This window comes from Streptomyces sp. NPDC006458, assembly GCF_040612135.1.
In the GTDB taxonomy this organism is placed as follows: domain Bacteria; phylum Actinomycetota; class Actinomycetes; order Streptomycetales; family Streptomycetaceae; genus Streptomyces.
Window position 1 is genome coordinate 86,027 of the sequence record NZ_JBEXPR010000026.1, and the last position, 17,963, is coordinate 103,989.

A 17,963-nucleotide genomic window follows, 5' to 3' on the forward strand; every position below is an offset into this window, starting at 1 on the left:
ATGAGTGCCCATCGGTAACAGCGGGCTTGCGCTGCCTCGGGAGTTCCGTGCGAGGATCGTCGCCCGTGCCGGTGCGCCGCGCTCCGCGTGCCCGCACCGGACGCGCACCGCACGCGCACCGCGTCGCACCGCGACGCACCCGCGCGGCGACGCACCTGTACCGCGTCGCCCCGCCCCCGATCCGTTCCGCCGCACGGGAGGACCCGTCCCCGTTGACCTGCTCGGCCGTGCTTCCCGCTGCCGCCGTACGCGTCCCGCGTAGGGCGGTCGGACGGTATGCGCTGCGGGCGGTGCTGCTGGTGGGCGGGCTGTTCCTGCTCGGATTGCTGTACGGCGGGCAGGCGCGGGCCGCCGAGTCCGTGCCGGTGGCCGCGGTCGGGGTGGGCGGGAGCGCCCTCGATGTGCGTGAGGTCCTGCGGGTCGACGACGCGTCGAGCGTCGCGGACGCCGGAGGTCTCGGGGACGCGCCGAGTGTCAGGGACGCTTTGGGCTCCGCAGGCGCACTGGGCCCCGGAGACGTGCCGGTTGTTCGGCGCGCCGACGCGGACGGCACGGACGCGGGCTCGACCGCCGACGCGGGCTTCACCGCCGACGCGGGCTTCACCGCCCCGGGCCAGAGCGCCCGCCCCGTGGCCCGCGGCGTGGGACGGCTGCTGGACGAGAAGGTCGTACAGCCGGTCGCCGGACGCGTGGAGTCGGTGCGGTACGACGGGCTGGCCGAGGTACAGGGGCAGGCGCGGAAACAGGCGCCGCCGCTGTCGCACCTGCCGACGCTGCCCGCGCCGGATCTGCCCGGGTCGCCGTCGGAGCTGCCGCTGGTGCCGTCCGTGGCCGTGCCGGTGCTCCCCGCTCTTCCCGGAGTCCCGTCCGTTCCCGTGCTGCCCGTTCTGCGGGAGACCTTGTCCGTGCCGGTGGTGGGTGTTCTGCCGGAGACCTTGTCCGTGCCGGTGCTGGGTGTTCTGCCGGAAACCCCGTCCGTGCCGCTGCTCCCGGCTCTTCCCGGAGTCCCGTCCGTTCCCGTGCTGCCGGCTCTGCCGGGAGTCCCGGACGGTTCCGTTCTGCCGGCTCTGCCCGCAGTCCCGGACGGTTCCGTGCCGCTCGGTCGGGCGCCGGACGTGGCGACGGCCTCGGCCGCCACGACCACCCCGCCTCCGGTGACGCGGAAGGCCGCCGCCGAGATGCCCACCGCCGGGCCCTCCGGATCCGTCACCCCAGTGCCGGACGTCGACGCGGCGCAGCACCCCACGACGCGGTCCCCTCACCGCACGCCCGCCCGCGACACCGACGCCCCCCTGCGGCCCGGCCCCGCGGAGGGTGCACCGGCGAACGGTTCGGCCGGTGACACCGGCTCACCGCGGCACGGGGACCCGCACGCCGTGACCCCGAACCACCGCACGCCGCTGCGGCTGCTGCCCGGCGCCGCCGTACGGGCCGAGGTGCCCGCGACCCGGGACCGGCACCGGGACATCCCCGTCTTCCCCGGCTAGGGCAGGCCGTAGGGCCCCGCCGACCTGCCGCGCGGAGGCGGATCAGGTCTGCCCGCCCGCCCGGACGCCGTTGACGGTCTCCGGACGGAAACCCGGCGCACCGCGTCCCCGACGTCCTCCGGTCCCCCTGTCCCGGAACGCGTCCCAGGCACCGGTGCCGCCATGTCCCCTGGTCCCCCGGCGCGAGCCCTGCCTACGGTCGTCGTCGTCCCGGCCGACGGCGGCCGGGGCGTCGCGGAGGACGTCACCCCGGGGCACGCGCCCCACCTGAGCCACCGGCTCCGACCGCAGCCGGTACCGGATTCCGCGCCCCCACCCCCCGGACAGCCGAAACCCGTCGGTCCGACCGGGAACGGGGTCGCGGATGTGGGAGCGGGAGGTCCCCATTGGGGTGGGGATCTCCCGCCCGGCCCCTCATCGGGGCTGTTCACGGGGTCTCACCGGGTCAACCCCAGCCCGGTGAGGCCCTGCCCCGTCCCTCACACACGGCACGGCGTGCCGGTGAGCGCGGCACCATGTGACAGGTATCACCGCTCAGGTGTGACGCCCGATTTAGAGGCCTCCAGGAACCAGCGATAACCTGCGAGACGGACATGCCGCGCGCTCGGACACCGTGTGCGCCCCCCTTGTGACACAGCGGACGTCACGTTGCCCTTCGCGGCACGCCCACGCATCCAAACGAACCGCGAGATCACTGATAGGGATGGAAGCGCGTGGACCTGTTCGAGTACCAGGCGAGGGACCTCTTCGCCAAGCACGATGTACCGGTGCTGGCCGGTGAAGTCATCGACACGCCTGAGGCGGCGCGCGCCATCACGGAGCGTCTGGGCGGCAAGTCCGTCGTCAAGGCGCAGGTGAAGGTCGGTGGCCGCGGCAAGGCCGGTGGCGTGAAGCTGGCCGCCTCCGCGGACGAGGCCGTCGCTCGCGCGAACGACATCCTCGGCATGGACATCAAGGGCCACACGGTCCACAAGGTGATGATCGCCGAGACCGCCCCGGAGATCGTCGAGGAGTACTACGTCTCGTACCTCCTCGACCGTGCCAACCGCACCTTCCTCTCCATCGCCTCCGTCGAGGGCGGCATGGAGATCGAGGAGGTCGCGGCCACCCGCCCGGAGGCCGTCGCCAAGACCCTGATCGACCCGATCGACGGTGTGGACGAGGCCAAGGCCCGCGAGATCGTCGAGGCCGCAAAGTTCCCGGCCGACGTCGCCGACAAGGTCGTGAACGTCCTCGTCACGCTGTGGGACACCTTCATCAAGTCGGACGCCCTCCTCGTCGAGGTCAACCCGCTGGCGAAGGTCGCCTCCGGCGAGGTCATCGCCCTCGACGGCAAGGTGTCGCTCGACGACAACGCCGAGTTCCGTCACCCCGAGTTCGAGGAGCTCCACGACAAGGCCGCCGCCAACCCGCTCGAGGCGGCCGCCAAGGAGAAGGGCCTCAACTACGTCAAGCTCGAGGGCGAGGTCGGCATCATCGGCAACGGCGCGGGTCTCGTCATGAGCACCCTGGACGTCGTCGCGTACGCCGGTGAGAACCACGGCGGCGTCAAGCCCGCCAACTTCCTGGACATCGGTGGCGGTGCCTCCGCCCAGGTGATGGCCAACGGCCTGGAGATCATCCTCGGCGACCCGGACGTCAAGTCCGTCTTCGTGAATGTCTTCGGCGGCATCACCGCCTGTGACGAGGTCGCCAACGGCATCGTCCAGGCACTCAAGCTCCTGGAGGACCGCGGCGAGAACGTCTCCAAGCCGCTGGTCGTCCGCCTCGACGGCAACAACGCCGAGCTGGGCCGGCAGATCCTCACGGACGCCAACCACCCGCTCGTGCAGCGCGTCGACACCATGGACGGCGCGGCCGACAAGGCCGCCGAGCTGGCCAACGCCGCCAAGTAAGCACTCAGGACGAGGACACAACACACCATGGCTATCTGGCTCAACAAGGACAGCAAGGTCATCGTCCAGGGCATGACCGGCGCCACGGGCATGAAGCACACCAAGCTCATGCTGGGCGATGGCACCACCGTCGTGGGCGGCGTCAACCCGCGCAAGGCGGGAACCACCGTGGACTTCGACGGCACCGAGGTGCCGGTCTTCGGCACCGTGAAGGAGGCCATCGAGGCCACCGGTGCCAACGTCTCCGTCATCTTCGTGCCGGAGAAGTTCACCAAGGACGCGGTCGTCGAGGCCATCGACGCCGAGATCCCGCTGGCCGTCGTGATCACCGAGGGCATCGCCGTGCACGACACGGCCGCCTTCTGGTCGTACGCCGGCAAGAAGGGCAACAAGACCCGCATCATCGGCCCGAACTGCCCCGGCATCATCACCCCGGGTCAGTCGAACGTCGGCATCATCCCGGGCGACATCACGAAGCCGGGCCGCATCGGCCTGGTCTCCAAGTCCGGCACGCTGACCTACCAGATGATGTACGAGCTGCGTGACATCGGCTTCTCCACCGCCGTCGGCATCGGTGGCGACCCGATCATCGGCACCACGCACATCGACGCCCTGGCCGCCTTCCAGGACGACCCCGACACCGACCTGATCGTCATGATCGGTGAGATCGGCGGCGACGCGGAGGAGCGGGCCGCGGCCTTCATCGCGAAGAACGTGACCAAGCCGGTCGTCGGCTACGTCGCGGGCTTCACCGCGCCCGAGGGCAAGACCATGGGCCACGCCGGCGCCATCGTCTCCGGCTCCTCCGGCACCGCCCAGGCGAAGAAGGAGGCCCTGGAGGCCGCCGGTGTCAAGGTCGGCAAGACCCCGACCGAGACCGCCAAGCTGGCGCGCGAGATCCTCGCCGGCTGACGCCTCACAGGCGACACGAGGCCCGCACCCCGTCACGGGGTGCGGGCCTCGGCCATGTCCGGGGACCGGAACCCGTCCCGGGGACGCCTCACCGGACGGCGGGTCCGGTGCCTGTCCCGGGGACGTCTCACCGGGTGGCGGGACCGGAACCTGTCCCTGGGACGTCTCACCGGACGGCGGGTCCGGTGCCTGTCCCGCGACACCTCACCGGGCAGCGGGCCTGGTGCCTGTCCCGCGACACCTCACCGCGCCGCGGGCAGCAGCCGCTCCGGTCCGTTCGCCGCCTCGCGCCGCAGCTTGGCGCGCAGCCTCAGCTCGGCCTGCGACAGCGGGCCGGGCGCCGACTTGGGGGGCAGTCCGCGCACGGTCTCGCCGGGCGCGACCGGGGGCTCGTAGTGCGTGGGGGCGGTGCGCGCGGTCAGCGCGGTGGCGCCGATGATCGCGACGGTGAAGGCGATCGCGGCGCGCGTCCAGAACCGCGCCCGCCGCTCGCTGCCCGCGCGTACGACCGTCGGCCGGGCGGCCCGCAGCCGTTCGGAGGAGGCGAGCTCGGCAAGGCGCCGGCCGAGCGCGGTGGGGTCGGACAGCTCGGGCAGCCGGGCGGCGACGGCCTCGCGCGCGTGCACGAGCCGGCGCGCGGCGGCCGAGGTGCTCGCCTCCGTCTCCGCCGCGGTCTCCGGCAGCCGCAGACCCACGCCGTCGTGCAGGACGAGTGTGCGGCGGTACGGCGGCGGCAGCGTCAGCAGCGTGTCCAGCAGCGCGCGGTCGCGGGCGTCGGCGGGGGGCGGCTCGGGGTGCCGGTAGCGGGGGCGGAAGTGGTGCCAGGGGGAGAGGGCGTACTCGTACGCGGCCGCCCGCACCCAGCCCGCCGGGTCGGGGTCCACGGCGACCTCGGGCCAACGGTCCCAGGCCAGCTGGAACGCCCGCTCGACCGCCTCCCGGGCCAGCTCCCGCCGACCGCTGAGCAGATAGGTCTGCCGTACCAGCGCGGGAGCGCAGAACGCGTACAGCGCGTCGAAGGCCTGAGTCGGCGTCAGGGGCCCGGCGGACCCGGCGCCCTCTACCCGCGCCTCGGCCACCACGGACCCGGGCGCCTCGCGCCGCACCTCGGCCGCCACGGGCCCGGAGCCCTCCCGCGCCTCGGCCGCCACGGACCCGGGCGCCTCGCGCCGCACCTCGGCCGTCACGGGCCCGGAGTCCTCCCGCACCTCGGCCACGACGCCCCCGGAGTCCTCCCGCGCCTCGGCCGCCACGGACCCGGGCGCCTCGCGCCGCACCTCCGCCACGACGGCCCCGGAGTCCTCCCGCGCCTCCGCCACGACGCCCCCGGCGCCCTCTACCCGCGCCTCGGCCGCCACGGACCCGGGCGCCTCGCGCCGCACCTCGGCCGTCACGGGCCCGGAGTCCTCCCGCACCTCGGCCACGACGCCCCCGGAGTCCTCCCGCGCCTCGGCCACGACGCCCCCGTCGTCGGCCACGGGCGGCTGACGTGCCGTCACCTCGGTGTCCTCCTCGTCGGCCGGACGGGTGAACGAGACGAGCAGCCTGGCGTACGCCTCGCCCCTGCGGCCCCGCGGAGTCGTACGGCCGCTCTCCCATGCGCGCATAGTCTCGCGGCTGACCCCCAGCCGTGCGGCCAGCTGACCCTGGGTCAGCGAACCCGCCTCACGCAGGCGTCGGCGTTCCTTCGGGGGCGGGAGAGGGGGCGTGGGGCTCCGCGTCACAGCACGCCCCTTCGAGCGATAAACAACATAAAACACATATTGGGTGACACGTCGGAAGTTCGCCTGTTACGACGGGAAAGCGTGTGACGTTGGGAGCATGAAGGGCGTGACCCCGATGACCGCTCGCCGCCCGCCGTTGTCGCTCGTGCTCGCCCGGATGCGCAGACGGTCGCCCGGAGTGGCCGCCAGTCTTCTGGGCGGCGCCCTGGCGGCGGGCCTCGGCCTCGGGGCGTTCGCCGTTCCGGTGATGCTGCTGTGGATCAGTTCGCCGTATCCCGACAGCGGGCCCGACGGAGCCCTGCATGTCGCGGCCGCGCTGTGGCTGCTCGCGCACGGCGCCGAACTGGTCCGCTCCGACACCGTCTCCGGTGTTTCCGTGCCGGTGGGCCTCACCCCGCTGCTGCTGCTCGCGCTGCCCTGGTGGCTGCTGCACCGGGCGGCGCGGGACGCGGTGGACGCGGGCGAGCACCCCCCGGTGGACTGGCGCGCCGCGTGGGCCGGGGCCGTTCTCGGCTACCTCGCGGTCGCCGTGCCCGCCGCGCTGTACGCCGCCGACGGCGACCTGCGGCCCGACTGGCCCTGGACCTGCGTCTGTCTGCCGCTGGTCGCGACGGCCGCGGCCGGGGCCGGGGTCTGGACGGCGTACGGCCGTCCGCGCGACCTCCTCGACGGCGTGCTGCTCCTGCTGCCGCCCGGTCCGCGCCGCGTCGCCCTGGACCCGGAGGCCCGCGACGGGCTGGGCACGGCCGTCCGGGCCGCGGCGGCGGGCCTCGCCGCGTACCTCGGCGGCGGCGCGCTGCTGGTCGGGGTCTCGCTGGTGTGGCACGGGGAGGCGGCCCGCGCGTCCTTCGCGCAGCTCACGGAGGGCTGGTCGGGCCGTTTCGCGGTGCTGCTGCTCTGCCTCGCCCTGCTGCCCAACGCCGCGATCTGGGCCGTCAGCTACGCCCTCGGCCCCGGCTTCGCCCTCGCCGTCGGCCATGTGACGCACCCTCTGTCCTCCGACCCCGCCCCGCTGCTGCCGCCCTTCCCGCTCCTGGCGGCGGTTCCGGAGGCGGGCCCCGGCACCCCGCTGAACTGGGCTGCCGCGGCGGTGCCGTTGGCGGCCGGGGTGACGGTCGGCTGGTTCACGGCCCGCGCGGCCGAGCCCGGCACCAAGGAGGCGGCGGACGAGCCCTGGCCGGTCAGGCGGCTCGCGGGTGTCACCGGGCTCGCGGTCGCGCTGTGCGCACTGGGACTGGCCGCGTCGTCGGCCCTCTCGGGCGGTTCCCTCGGCGTGGCCGCACTCGCCCGCTTCGGGCCGGTGTGGTGGCAGACGGGACCGGCGGCCCTGCTCTGGGGTGTCCTGGTCGCGCTCCCGGTGGCCCTGGCCGCACAGGCCTGGCGCTCCCGCGACCGCGTCCCGCGCACGGTCCGGATCGCCGGACAGCGCGCCGAGACCCCGAAGCCGTCCACGCGGCCGACGGCACCGCACGACGCCGGGGCCGGCTGCCCCCCGGCGCCGTCCCGGCGGACGAGCCACCTCCACGACGCCGAGGCGCCGGATCCGTTCGACCGCGAAGCCGCGCCGCCGGCGCTCGACGACCCCTCGGACAGCTACCCGGCCTTCGAGCCGTACGAGTTTCGCCCCACCGACCCCGGCCCGCAGCCCCGCCCCCGGCACGACGACATCACCCGCGAGGACCGCTGGGCGGCCCTGAAGGAGGCGGCCATGCCCCGGGAGGCACCCCGGGACACCCCCGAAGCCGCGCCCCGGGACGACGAGCCGCACCAGGACGGCACCCCGTAGAGGACCGGCCCCGAACCGCGACCGCTAGCGGTCCACCCCCAGCACGCCCCGCAGCTCCTCCGGCAGGAGGTCGCTGCACGACTGCTTCGCCTCGTTGGTGAGGGCGTCCTGGGCGCAGGTGTAGTAGTCGCGGTAGACCAGCTGCGCGGTGAAGGACGCGGCGACGAGGGCGATGGCGAGCGACGCCGTGACCAGGCCGCCGACGGCGGCGGTGGTCCGGGGCCGCGTCGGCGGCGCGGGTGAGGGTGCGGGCTGGTCGGGGTCGGGGGTGCGGGGCTTGGCGCGCAGCGAGGTGATGCCCCAGTACAGGGCGAGCGCGCCCAGCATCAGGCCGACGTAGGGCCAGCCGAAGAGGGCGAAGAAGAAGGCCCACATGCCGGAGAGCAGGGCGTAGCGAGCGCGGCGCTGGGCGGGGTCGGTGGGGTCCCAGCGCATACCGGGGCCGGGACGGCCGCCGCCGGGGCCGCCGTCCTGGTCGCCGCGGGGCCGCTCGCCGAAGCCGCCGGGGGAGCGGCCGGGCTGGCGGTCGCTCCACTGACTGCCCCACGGGGAGCCGTCGCCCTGGCCCTCGCCGCGGTCGTCCCCGGAGGACGGGTGCCTCGGCTGCCACGGCCGGTCGGGCGTGCCCTCGGGCGGCGGGGCGAAGGGGTTGTCGTCCTGGTCCTGCCCACCGCGGCCGTTGCCCTCCGGACCGTCCGGGGGCGCGTCCGGCGGGGAGGAGGGGCGCTCCCGCCACAGCAGGCCGCCGCGCTCCCCGCCCCGCGCGGACCGCGGGGGGAGCGTGAGAAGTCGCAGGCTTCGGTCCGGCATCAAAGTGGGCGTCTTCCCCTTGGTGATAACGACTGGTGACAACTACTGACGACTACAGGCCGACCAGGTCCGTCAACTGCTCAACGCACCGCGCGCGAGGCGCGTTCCCGACCCGGCTCCTCCCAGACGCTACCTCCCGGCCACGCCCCCGTCCCGTGGGGGCCGTCCGGAGTGCCGGTATCGTTGCTGACGGCCGCCCGCTTCGTAGGCTTCCCCCTATCGGGAGACGTGAAGCATTCGTACGAACACACAAACGTGACGGACGTGCGCCGCGGCCGATTACAGACGCACCCCCGAGAAAGGGCCCCATCGTGGCCGCCAAGCCCGTGGCCAAGCGCCTCGTCGTGCTGGTCTCCGGATCCGGCACCAACCTCCAGGCCCTGCTCGACGAGATCGAGGCCGCCGGCCCCGCCTACGGCGCCGAGATCGTGGCCGTGGGCGCCGACCGCACGGACATCGAGGGGCTCGCCCGCGCCGAGCGCGCCGGGCTGCCGACCTTCGTGTGCCGGGTCAAGGACTTCGGGACCCGCGAGGAGTGGGACGCCGCCCTCGCCGAGGCCGTGTCCGCGTACGAACCCGATCTGGTGGTCTCCGCCGGGTTCATGAAGATCGTCGGCAAGGAGTTCCTGGCCCGCTTCGGCGGGCGGTTCGTGAACACCCACCCGGCTCTCCTCCCCAGTTTTCCCGGGGCCCACGGCGTGCGTGACGCGCTCGCCTACGGCGCCCGGGTCACCGGCTGCACCGTCCACTTCGTCGACGACGGCGTCGACACCGGCCCGATCATCGCCCAGGGCGTGGTGGAGGTCCGGGACGAGGACGACGAGAGCGCGCTGCACGAGCGCATCAAGGAAGTCGAGCGAAGGCTGCTCGTCGATGTCGTGGGGCGCCTCGCCCGCAACGGCTATCGCATTGAGGGACGAAAGGTAGTAATCCAGTGACCGCCGAGAGCAACAAGAGGCCGATTCGCCGGGCGCTCGTCAGCGTCTACGACAAGACCGGGCTCGAGGAGCTCGCGCGCGGGCTGCACGAGGCCGGTGTCGAGCTCGTCTCCACCGGGTCCACCGCCGGGCGCATCGCCGCGGCGGGCGTCCCCGTCACCAAGGTCGAGGAGCTCACCGGCTTCCCCGAGTGCCTGGACGGCCGGGTGAAGACCCTGCACCCGAAGGTGCACGCGGGCATCCTCGCCGACCTGCGCCTTGACACCCACCGCGAGCAGCTCGCCGAGCTGGGTGTCGAGCCGTTCGACCTGGTCGTCGTCAACCTCTACCCGTTCCGCGAGACCGTCGCCTCGGGTGCCACGGCCGACGAGTGCGTCGAGCAGATCGACATCGGCGGCCCGTCCATGGTCCGCGCCGCCGCCAAGAACCACCCGTCCGTCGCCGTGGTCACCAGCCCCGAGCGGTACACCGACGTCCTCGCGGCCGTGCAGAACGGCGGCTTCGACCTCGCCGCCCGCAAGCGGCTGGCGGCGGAGGCCTTCCAGCACACGGCCGCCTACGACGTGGCGGTGGCGAGCTGGTTCGCCTCCGAGTACGCCCCGGTCGACGAGTCCCGGTTCCCCGACTTCCTGGGCGCCACCTGGGAGCGCAAGAGCACCCTGCGCTACGGCGAGAACCCGCACCAGCCCGCCGCCCTCTACGTCGACGGCTCCGGCAGCGGTCTCGCAGAGGCGGAGCAGCTGCACGGCAAGGAGATGTCGTACAACAACTACACGGACACGGACGCCGCGCGCCGTGCCGCGTACGACCACGACGAGCCGGCCGTGGCGATCATCAAGCACGCCAACCCGTGCGGCATCGCGGTCGGCGCGGACGTCGCCGAGGCGCACCGCAAGGCGCACGCCTGCGACCCGCTGTCCGCGTTCGGCGGTGTGATCGCCGTCAACCGCCCGGTCAGCAAGGAGATGGCCGAGCAGGTCGCGGAGATCTTCACCGAGGTCATCGTGGCGCCGGACTACGAGGAGGGCGCCCTGGAGGCGCTCGCCCGGAAGAAGAACATCCGGGTGCTGAAGGCCCCGGCCGCGCCCGCGGCTCCGGTCGAGGTCAAGGCCGTCGACGGCGGTGCGCTGCTCCAGGTCACCGACCGCCTCCAGGCCGACGGCGACGACCCGGCCAACTGGACGCTGGCGACGGGCGAGGCGCTCTCCCCGGCGGAGCTGGCCGAGCTGTCCTTCGCCTGGAAGGCCTGCCGCGCGGTGAAGTCCAACGCCATCCTGCTCGCCAAGGACGGCGCCTCGGTGGGTGTGGGCATGGGCCAGGTCAACCGCGTCGACTCCGCCAAGCTGGCGGTCGAGCGCGCGGGCGCCGAGCGCGCCCAGGGCTCCTACGCCGCCTCCGACGCCTTCTTCCCCTTCCCCGACGGCCTGGAGATCCTCGTCGCGGCCGGGGTGAAGGCCGTGGTGCAGCCGGGCGGTTCGGTCCGTGACGAGCTGGTCGTGGAGGCCGCGAAGAAGGCGGGCGTCACGATGTACTTCACGGGAACGCGCCACTTCTTCCACTGATCCCGGCACGATGCCCTGACGCACGTGGGGTGCCCCCGGACCGGGACTTGGTGTGGCTGACGCGGGCGTCCGGAGCATGACAACTCCATGGATGCTTGCGAGTGCGTACGGCGTGGCCGGGGGCGTGCGGCTCTCGGCCAACTGCCGTCGTGCGTCCGGACGTCCGTACGCACCCGGCCGGTTGCACCGGGCGGGCGACGGTTGCGCGGCCGCGCGAAGGGGAGCCCGGCACGCACCGAGGGCCGTGCCCCCGCCGGGGGTACGGCCCTCAGGTGTTGCCGAGACGGTTCAGTAGCGCGGGCGGCTGAACCAGGCCGAGCCCGCCTGGTTGCCGACGAACACGGCGATCAGGATGGCGAGGACCGTGTGGATGAGGCCGACCACGATGAACGGGTAGAGCCCGAGGATCGCCGTGATGATGGCGAACACCAGGATCGTGATGCGCGCGCCGTTGCCGCCGCTGCCGAACTTCAGGGCCAGCACGAGCGCGACCACGCCCCAGGCCAGGGCGAACGCGGTCAGGCCCCACAGCATGCCCGCCGAGTAGTCGGCGAGCTGCTGGAAGGCGGCGTCGTCCTTGAGCCGTTCGTCGTTCTGCGCGGCCTTGACGCTCGCGGCCGAGAACGCGAACAGGGCCGTCCCCAGGATCTGGAAGCCCACGATGATCCACAGCAGGATGCGGGCCGTGCTCACGGTGCCGGGCATGGTCGCCGGCATGGGCGCGGCGTATCCGCCGGCCGGGGCGGCCGGGTAGCCGTAGCCGGGCTGCTGGGGCTGGCCGTAACCGGGCTGACCGTAGCCCGGCTGGCCCTGGGGGGCGCCGTAAGGATTGTTGGGATCGCCGAAACTCATGGCGCTCTTTCCTCCGTTGTTCCGAGTGCGGGGACGAGGCGCGGCACTGTGCGGAGGAGAATTCGACAGATGCGGTTGGTCCCCCCGGTACTGCCCGCGGCACTGTGCTGCTCATCGTTCTTCAGTCATCGAGGCCTTGTCCAGCCGGGAAGTGGAGGTGTTGTGCAAGTGCAACCTCGTCGATCATGGGCGGAACCGGGCGTATCGCCGGACGGGAGCCCCGCGCGGACCCGGATTGGAACCAGGGGGCGGTCATCCGGGAGGATGGGGTCATGACCGCCCAGATTCTCGATGGCAAGGCCACCGCAGCCGCGATCAAGTCCGATCTGACCGCCCGCGTGGCGGCGCTGAAGGAGAAGGGCGTCACGCCCGGCCTCGGCACGATCCTCGTGGGGGAGGACCCCGGAAGCCAGAAGTACGTCGCCGGCAAGCACCGCGACTGCGCGGAGGTCGGCATCGCCTCCATCCAGCGCGAACTGCCCGCCACGGCCACCCAGGAGGAGATCGAGGCGGTCGTCCGGGAGCTCAACGAGGACCCGTCCTGCACCGGTTACATCGTCCAGCTCCCGCTGCCCCGCGGCATCGACGAGAACCGCATCCTGGAGCTGATGGACCCGGCCAAGGACGCCGACGGTCTGCACCCTATGAACCTCGGCCGCCTCGTCCTCAACGAGCCCGCCCCGCTGCCCTGCACCCCCAACGGCGTCCTCACCCTGCTGCGCCGCTACGGCGTGGAGATCAAGGGCGCCGAGGTCGTGGTCGTCGGCCGCGGTGTGACCATCGGGCGCCCGATGCCGCTGCTGCTCACCCGCCGCAGCGAGAACGCCACCGTGACCCAGTGCCACACCGGCACCCGCGACCTGTCGGCCCACCTCAAGCGCGCCGACATCATCGTCGCCGCCGCCGGTTCCGCCCACCTGATCCGCGCCGAGGACGTCAAGCCGGGCGCGGCCGTCCTCGACGTCGGTGTCTCCCGCAGCGCCGAGGGCAAGATCGTCGGTGACGTCCACCCGGACGTGCGCGAGGTGGCCGCCTGGATCTCCCCCAACCCCGGCGGTGTCGGCCCGATGACCCGGGCCCAGCTGCTGGTCAACGTCGTCGAGGCGGCGGAGCGCAGTGTCGGACGGTAGGACCCCCGAGGGCGACGGGCCCCAGGTGCGGGACGCGGTCAGCGCGCCCGACGCCGAGGGGCGCCCGCGCCGTACGACCCGGCGCTTCCCCCGGACGACCAGGGACACCGCGCGGCCCGAGGGCGGCGGCCGGGCCGCCTCCGGTGCCGCGCCCGCGCCCGCTCGGCAGTGGCCGATGATCTCCGTGATCGGCACGGTCGCCGTCGGTCTGCTGGTCACCGCGCTGGACCAGTTCCGCGTCGGCACGCTGCTGGTCGGTGCCGCCCTGCTCGGCGGAGCCCTGCTGCGCTGGCTGCTGCCCGGCGTCGGCATGCTCGCCGTGCGCTCCCGCTTCACGGACATCGTCACGTACGGGGTGCTGGGGCTGGCGATCGTTCTGCTGGCGCTGATGGTCCAGCCGGACCCGTGGCTGGAAGTCCCGTTCCTGAAGGACACGCTGCACTTCACGGTCGACAGCTGACCGCCCCGCGTCCCGCGGCCCCCGGCGGGCGGCGGGACGCGTCAGGTCACGCATGTGTGTCCGTTGTGTCGAAGTATTGACAAGTTCGCGGATCTTCTCCGGCGGGCCGCCGCGCCGGGACCAATGTGTCGGACCGGGACGATCCGGGACTTCCTGAACGCGTGCGCCGACGTTTTTACAAGGGGTTGCCGCCGATCCCCGGCGAAGTCGATGGAACACTGGACCGCGAGCCGGACGGCGTGCAACGGTGCATCGCCACAGGCCCGGACACTCCCGTGCGCCCCCATCCCGGGAACTGAGATCCTGAGCGGGCGCATCCCTGAGAGTAGCCAGAACGGGACTCGGCAGGCGGGCAACCACGCGCGGGGGGAGACCATTGAGCACGTACCGGGGGGAAAAGGGGGAAAGTAATGCCTCGCTGGAAGGCCTTGCCCGATGAACTCGATCCACAGATCAGAGAGTTCACCAGCCAGTTGCGGCGCCTGGTGGACCGCAGCGGCCTGAGCGTCGCCGCGGTCTCCGACCGCACGGGCTACAGCAAGACGTCCTGGGAGCGCTATCTGAACGGACGGCTGCTCGCGCCCAAGGGCGCGATCGTCGCCCTCGCCGAGGTCACCGGCACCAACCCGGTCCATCTCACCACCATGTGGGAGCTCGCCGAGCGCGCCTGGAGCCGTTCGGAGATGCGGCACGACATGACCATGGAGGCGATCCGAATATCGCAGGCGCGGGCCGCGCTCAGCGAGTTCGGGCCGCCGCCGGCGGGCGCCAAGCGCGCCGGGTCGTCAGGGTCGGCCCGGGTGGGCGGCGGCGCGACCGTCACGCCGGGGGTCGCCGGCCCCGCGGGCGTGGCGCCGACCGTTCCGGTGCAGCCGTCGGGCCCGGACGCCGACGTACGCGACGCCGTGCCGCGCGCACCGGGGTCCTCCGCCGACGATGCGCCGTCCGTCAACTCCTGGAACATCGCCGGGTACCGAGGTCCCTCCCCGGCCGTCCGCCGGCCCGGCGAGGGCCCGGCGGGCCCCTCGGCTCCCGCGACACCCGCGACACCCGCGGGGGCGTCGGCGGGTGCGCGCGCGCCGCAGCCCCCGGGCGCGTTCGGCGCGCCGCCGAGCGGTCCCCGGACGGGCGGGGGACAGGGGCGCTCCGGGGGCGGGCGACGGCTGCCCATGGTCCTCGCGGGCGTCGTGGGCGTGGTGATCGTGCTGGTCGCCGCGTTCCTGTTCACCAACCGCGGTGACGAGAAGAAGAACGAGGGCGGCACCAAGCCCTCGCCCACCGCCTCCAAGGACCCCGTGCTGCCGCCCGGCGTGGACTGCCTCGGCGAGACCTGCACCGGCAAGGACGCCGAGACCATGGGGTGCAGCGGCGACCTGGTGACCACCGCCGCGACCGCCACCGTCGGCACGACCGTGGTGGAGGTCCGTTACAGCGAGACCTGCCAGGCCGCGTGGGGCCGGATCACCGCCGGTGCGGCGGGCGACGAGGTGAAGGTGACGGCCGGCAAGGCCAGCGAGACCGGCACCATCACCGAGGCGGGCGACACCAGCGCGTACACGCCGATGGTGGCCGTGAAGGACGCGGGCGAGGCGCTCGCGTGCGCGACGCTGGCGGCCGGGACGACCGGCTGCACGGACTGACGTCACGGCACCGGGGATTCCTCCCGGGAAATTCGAGGAAACAGGAATGGCCGCCGGGATACGGGGCACGCGTCCGGTACCCCCACGGGAGTCCGGTCGGATCGGTCCCCCGCCCGGCGGCCGTTCCGTCTCTCCTCTCCCGGACGGGCGGCCGCCGTTCGCGTTCACGACAACCCGGCTGAGCGGCTGCCGCCCAGCGTTCGCGTTCGCGGCGAACCGGCCTGGGCGGCCGCCGTTCGCGTGGGGCACCTCCCGCTGGACCGGCCGCCGTTCGCGTGGGGCACCTCCCGCCGGGGCGGCCGCCATCCGCGTCGGGCACATCCGGCAGGGGCGGCCGCCATCCGCGTCGGCAGGCTCGTTCTCGACGTCCGGGCACCTTCTGTGGGGTGGGCCACACCCACCCGGACGTCGGGGATCACGCGGGCGCGATAGCCTGACCGCTGAAGTCTCTTGATACCAAGAGATCGATCATCTGTACGTCCGCACCGGGGCAGTGCCGCCCCACTCCCAGCTTCATACGGAGAACGCCATGACCCGCACTCCCGTGAACGTCACCGTCACCGGCGCGGCCGGCCAGATCGGTTACGCCCTGCTCTTCCGCATCGCCTCCGGCCAGTTGCTCGGCGCGGACGTGCCGGTCAAGCTGCGCCTGCTGGAGATCACCCCGGCGCTCAAGGCCGCCGAGGGCACGGCCATGGAGCTCGACGACTGCGCGTTCCCGCTGCTCCAGGGGATCGACATCTCCGACGACCCGAACGTCGCCTTCGACGGCACCAACGTAGCCCTCCTCGTAGGCGCCCGCCCCCGCACCAAGGGCATGGAGCGCGGCGACCTGCTGGAGGCCAACGGCGGCATCTTCAAGCCGCAGGGCCAGGCGATCAACGCCCACGCAGCGGACGACGTCAAGATCCTCGTGGTCGGCAACCCGGCGAACACCAACGCGCTCATCGCGCAGGCCGCCGCCCCGGACGTCCCGGCGGAGCGCTTCACCGCGATGACCCGTCTGGACCACAACCGCGCGCTGACCCAGCTCGCGAAGAAGACCGGCACCACGGTCTCCGACATCAAGCGTCTGACGATCTGGGGCAACCACTCCGCCACCCAGTACCCGGACATCTTCCACGCCACGGTCGCCGGCAAGAACGCCGCCGAGGTCGTGAACGACGAGAAGTGGCTGGCCGAGGACTTCATCCCGACCGTCGCCAAGCGCGGTGCGGCGATCATCGAGGCCCGTGGCGCCTCCTCCGCGGCCTCCGCCGCCAACGCCGCCATCGACCACGTCCACACCTGGGTCAACGGCACCGCCGAGGGCGACTGGGTCTCCATGGGCATCCCGTCGGACGGCTCCTACGGCGTCCCGGAGGGCCTGATCTCCTCCTTCCCCGTCACCTGCAAGGACGGCAAGTACGAGATCGTCCAGGGCCTGGACATCAACGAGTTCTCCCGCGCCCGCATCGACGCCTCCGTCCAGGAGCTCGCCGAGGAGCGCGAGGCGGTTCGCGCCCTCGGCCTCATCTGAGCCGTCGCGCCCCGGCGTTCGGCCGGTGTGCGATCAGGGCGCGCGGATGCGCTACAGTTGATCACACACCGGCCACCGGAACTCCCGGAAGCCGACTGTGCGTTGGTGGTCCAAGGAAAGACGCCCCGCTTCCTGCGGGGAGATGCAGGTGCAAGGCCTGCCCGGCGCTCCACTTCACAAGACCCCTTCCGCTGACCGCGGGAGGGGTCTTGTGGCGTTTCCGGGAAGCGGACGCCCGCCCGGTCCCGCGTTCGCCCGGGTCAGACGTTCCGCAGTTCCTCCTCCAGCTCGCTCACGTCCACGCTGTCGTCGGGCGGCGGGGTCCTGGAGGGGACCGGCTTGTCGTAGTCCGTGAAGGCGACGGACATGTTCGTGCCGGCGCCGCGCTGGGTGATCAGGACGGCGCGGTGCGGGGAGTCGGCGGTGACGTACATGGTCACCGTCGTGCCCTCCTGACTGCCGGTCAGCGGGAAGACCTCGGTGCCGCCGCGTTCGGTCTTGTCGCCCTTGCTCAGGGCGGGCGCCTTGCCGTTGCCCGCGCCGATGTCCTTCTGGAAGGTCTTCAGGTCGCAGGTGTCGGCCATGCCCTTGAGCAGGGCGTCGTCGGTGGAGCCGTGGATCCAGCGGTTCTCGAACAGGTCGGCCACCGCGTCGCCCTCGCTGCCGGGCACCTGGGCCTTCCAGAAGTCGGTGTCCGGCTGCATCCACACCTCGTCGCCCTGTTTGACGATCTCCAAGGTGCCGCCGTGCCGGCCCATCTCCATCTCGCCCGCGCAGTTGCCGTCGCGGTCCAGGGCGAGATCCAACGAGGTCGGCTGGGTCCTGCTGACGTGCATGCCCTTGCTGCGGTCCGTCAGCTTCAGATGGACGGACTCGGCGTCCAGGAGGTTGTCCCGCGCCTGGCCGGCCAGCTCGCGGGCGGAGAGGTCGTCGCCGTCGGACGCCGTGGCGGTCGCGGCGAGGCAGGGCGTGAGAAGCAGGGCCGCGCTCGCCGCCAGGCAGGTCGTCAGCCTTCGTGCGGCCATGACGTCACCTCCGGTGCACACGTTCCCTCAGCGTACGTTTCGCACCTTTTATCTGCATGTCCTGCGGTGAGATGCCCCATTTGCCGGGACTTTCAGTGACGCCGAGCCGTTTCGACCGTGAATTCCGCATGCCGTCGGAGGAGAAGGGCAGGCGAACCCGGTCCCCGACAGTGACAGGTGAGTGACACAGGGGCACGGAACAGGAACGGAAGGCAGAACCCAG

Annotated in this window: 14 protein-coding genes; 10 read left to right on the forward strand and 4 right to left on the reverse strand. The window is 72.9% G+C overall.

All coding sequences use genetic code 11. From position 1 onward, the window contains the following. Positions 1-290: 290 nt before the first annotated feature. The 3 genes from ABZZ79_RS30055 (at position 291) to sucD (ending at position 4,294) form a co-directional block, all read left to right on the forward strand. Positions 291-1,487, forward strand: coding sequence for a hypothetical protein (locus ABZZ79_RS30055; protein WP_356694027.1), 1,197 nt, complete (start codon positions 291-293; stop codon positions 1,485-1,487). A 713-nt stretch (positions 1,488-2,200) separates the two neighbouring features. Continuing rightward, on the forward strand, positions 2,201-3,382 hold the full coding sequence (sucC, locus tag ABZZ79_RS30060; RefSeq protein WP_356694029.1) for an ADP-forming succinate--CoA ligase subunit beta: 1,182 nt from the start codon (positions 2,201-2,203) through the stop codon (positions 3,380-3,382). A 27-nt stretch (positions 3,383-3,409) separates the two neighbouring features. Then, positions 3,410-4,294: a succinate--CoA ligase subunit alpha gene (sucD, locus tag ABZZ79_RS30065; protein ID WP_356694031.1), complete on the forward strand. Its 885-nt coding sequence runs from the start codon at positions 3,410-3,412 to the stop codon at positions 4,292-4,294. A 242-nt stretch (positions 4,295-4,536) separates the two neighbouring features. On the opposite strand, the gene ABZZ79_RS30070 is transcribed toward sucD, so the two are convergent. Then, a complete protein-coding gene (locus ABZZ79_RS30070; RefSeq protein WP_356694033.1) occupies positions 4,537-6,018 on the reverse strand; it encodes a sigma factor-like helix-turn-helix DNA-binding protein in 1,482 nt (493 codons plus the stop codon). 97 nt (positions 6,019-6,115) lie between these two features. Here ABZZ79_RS30070 and ABZZ79_RS30075 point away from each other — a divergent pair, with 97 nt between their 5' ends. After that, positions 6,116-7,804 carry a DUF6350 family protein gene (locus tag ABZZ79_RS30075; RefSeq protein WP_356694035.1) on the forward strand — a complete coding sequence of 563 codons (1,689 nt, stop codon included), beginning with the start codon at positions 6,116-6,118 and terminating at the stop codon, positions 7,802-7,804. A 24-nt stretch (positions 7,805-7,828) separates the two neighbouring features. Here the strand turns inward: ABZZ79_RS30075 and ABZZ79_RS30080 are convergent, their stop codons facing one another. Continuing rightward, entirely contained in the window at positions 7,829-8,614 is a 786-nt protein-coding gene (locus tag ABZZ79_RS30080; RefSeq protein WP_356694037.1) for a hypothetical protein, read from the reverse strand. 311 nt (positions 8,615-8,925) lie between these two features. Between ABZZ79_RS30080 and purN the strand changes: the two genes are divergently transcribed. Together purN and purH are read left to right on the forward strand one after the other, a co-directional pair. After that, positions 8,926-9,552 carry a phosphoribosylglycinamide formyltransferase gene (gene purN, locus ABZZ79_RS30085; protein ID WP_356694039.1) on the forward strand — a complete coding sequence of 209 codons (627 nt, stop codon included), beginning with the start codon at positions 8,926-8,928 and terminating at the stop codon, positions 9,550-9,552. Further along, positions 9,549-11,114 carry a bifunctional phosphoribosylaminoimidazolecarboxamide formyltransferase/IMP cyclohydrolase gene (gene purH, locus ABZZ79_RS30090; RefSeq protein WP_356694041.1) on the forward strand — a complete coding sequence of 522 codons (1,566 nt, stop codon included), beginning with the start codon at positions 9,549-9,551 and terminating at the stop codon, positions 11,112-11,114. The genes purN and purH overlap by 4 nt, the downstream gene beginning before the upstream one ends. 288 nt (positions 11,115-11,402) lie before the next feature. Here purH and ABZZ79_RS30095 read toward each other — a convergent pair whose 3' ends face one another. Then, complete coding sequence (locus ABZZ79_RS30095; protein ID WP_356694043.1) at positions 11,403-11,966, reverse strand: hypothetical protein; 564 nt, start codon at positions 11,964-11,966, stop codon at positions 11,403-11,405. Between the two features lie 272 nt (positions 11,967-12,238). Here ABZZ79_RS30095 and ABZZ79_RS30100 point away from each other — a divergent pair, with 272 nt between their 5' ends. The 4 genes from ABZZ79_RS30100 (at position 12,239) to ABZZ79_RS30115 (ending at position 16,715) form a co-directional block, all read left to right on the forward strand. Next, a complete protein-coding gene (locus tag ABZZ79_RS30100; RefSeq protein WP_356694045.1) occupies positions 12,239-13,096 on the forward strand; it encodes a bifunctional methylenetetrahydrofolate dehydrogenase/methenyltetrahydrofolate cyclohydrolase in 858 nt (285 codons plus the stop codon). Further along, a complete protein-coding gene (locus ABZZ79_RS30105) occupies positions 13,083-13,556 on the forward strand; it encodes a DUF3017 domain-containing protein (RefSeq protein WP_356694047.1) in 474 nt (157 codons plus the stop codon). The genes ABZZ79_RS30100 and ABZZ79_RS30105 overlap by 14 nt, the downstream gene beginning before the upstream one ends. A gap of 410 nt (positions 13,557-13,966) precedes the next feature. Further along, positions 13,967-15,196, forward strand: coding sequence for a DUF2690 domain-containing protein (locus ABZZ79_RS30110; protein WP_356694049.1), 1,230 nt, complete (start codon positions 13,967-13,969; stop codon positions 15,194-15,196). Between the two features lie 529 nt (positions 15,197-15,725). Continuing rightward, entirely contained in the window at positions 15,726-16,715 is a 990-nt protein-coding gene (locus ABZZ79_RS30115; RefSeq protein ID WP_356694051.1) for a malate dehydrogenase, read from the forward strand. A gap of 260 nt (positions 16,716-16,975) precedes the next feature. Here the strand turns inward: ABZZ79_RS30115 and ABZZ79_RS30120 are convergent, their stop codons facing one another. Next, positions 16,976-17,740, reverse strand: a complete 765-nt coding sequence (locus ABZZ79_RS30120) for a hypothetical protein (protein WP_356694053.1) — start codon at positions 17,738-17,740, stop codon at positions 16,976-16,978. Between the last annotated feature and the right edge of the window lie 223 nt (positions 17,741-17,963).

Bases quoted from the DNA above. Each gene is read 5' to 3' on its own strand.
- sucD (WP_356694031.1), top strand. From the start codon at position 3,410: ATGGCTATCTGGCTCAACAAGGACAGCAAGGTCATCGTCCAGGGCATG.
- ABZZ79_RS30080 (WP_356694037.1), bottom strand. From the start codon at position 8,614: ATGCCGGACCGAAGCCTGCGACTTCTCACGCTCCCCCCGCGGTCCGCG.
- ABZZ79_RS30095 (WP_356694043.1), bottom strand. From the start codon at position 11,966: ATGAGTTTCGGCGATCCCAACAATCCTTACGGCGCCCCCCAGGGCCAG.
- ABZZ79_RS30110 (WP_356694049.1), top strand. From the start codon at position 13,967: ATGCCTCGCTGGAAGGCCTTGCCCGATGAACTCGATCCACAGATCAGA.
- ABZZ79_RS30075 (WP_356694035.1), top strand. From the start codon at position 6,116: ATGAAGGGCGTGACCCCGATGACCGCTCGCCGCCCGCCGTTGTCGCTC.
- ABZZ79_RS30120 (WP_356694053.1), bottom strand. From the start codon at position 17,740: ATGGCCGCACGAAGGCTGACGACCTGCCTGGCGGCGAGCGCGGCCCTG.
- ABZZ79_RS30100 (WP_356694045.1), top strand. From the start codon at position 12,239: ATGACCGCCCAGATTCTCGATGGCAAGGCCACCGCAGCCGCGATCAAG.
- ABZZ79_RS30115 (WP_356694051.1), top strand. From the start codon at position 15,726: ATGACCCGCACTCCCGTGAACGTCACCGTCACCGGCGCGGCCGGCCAG.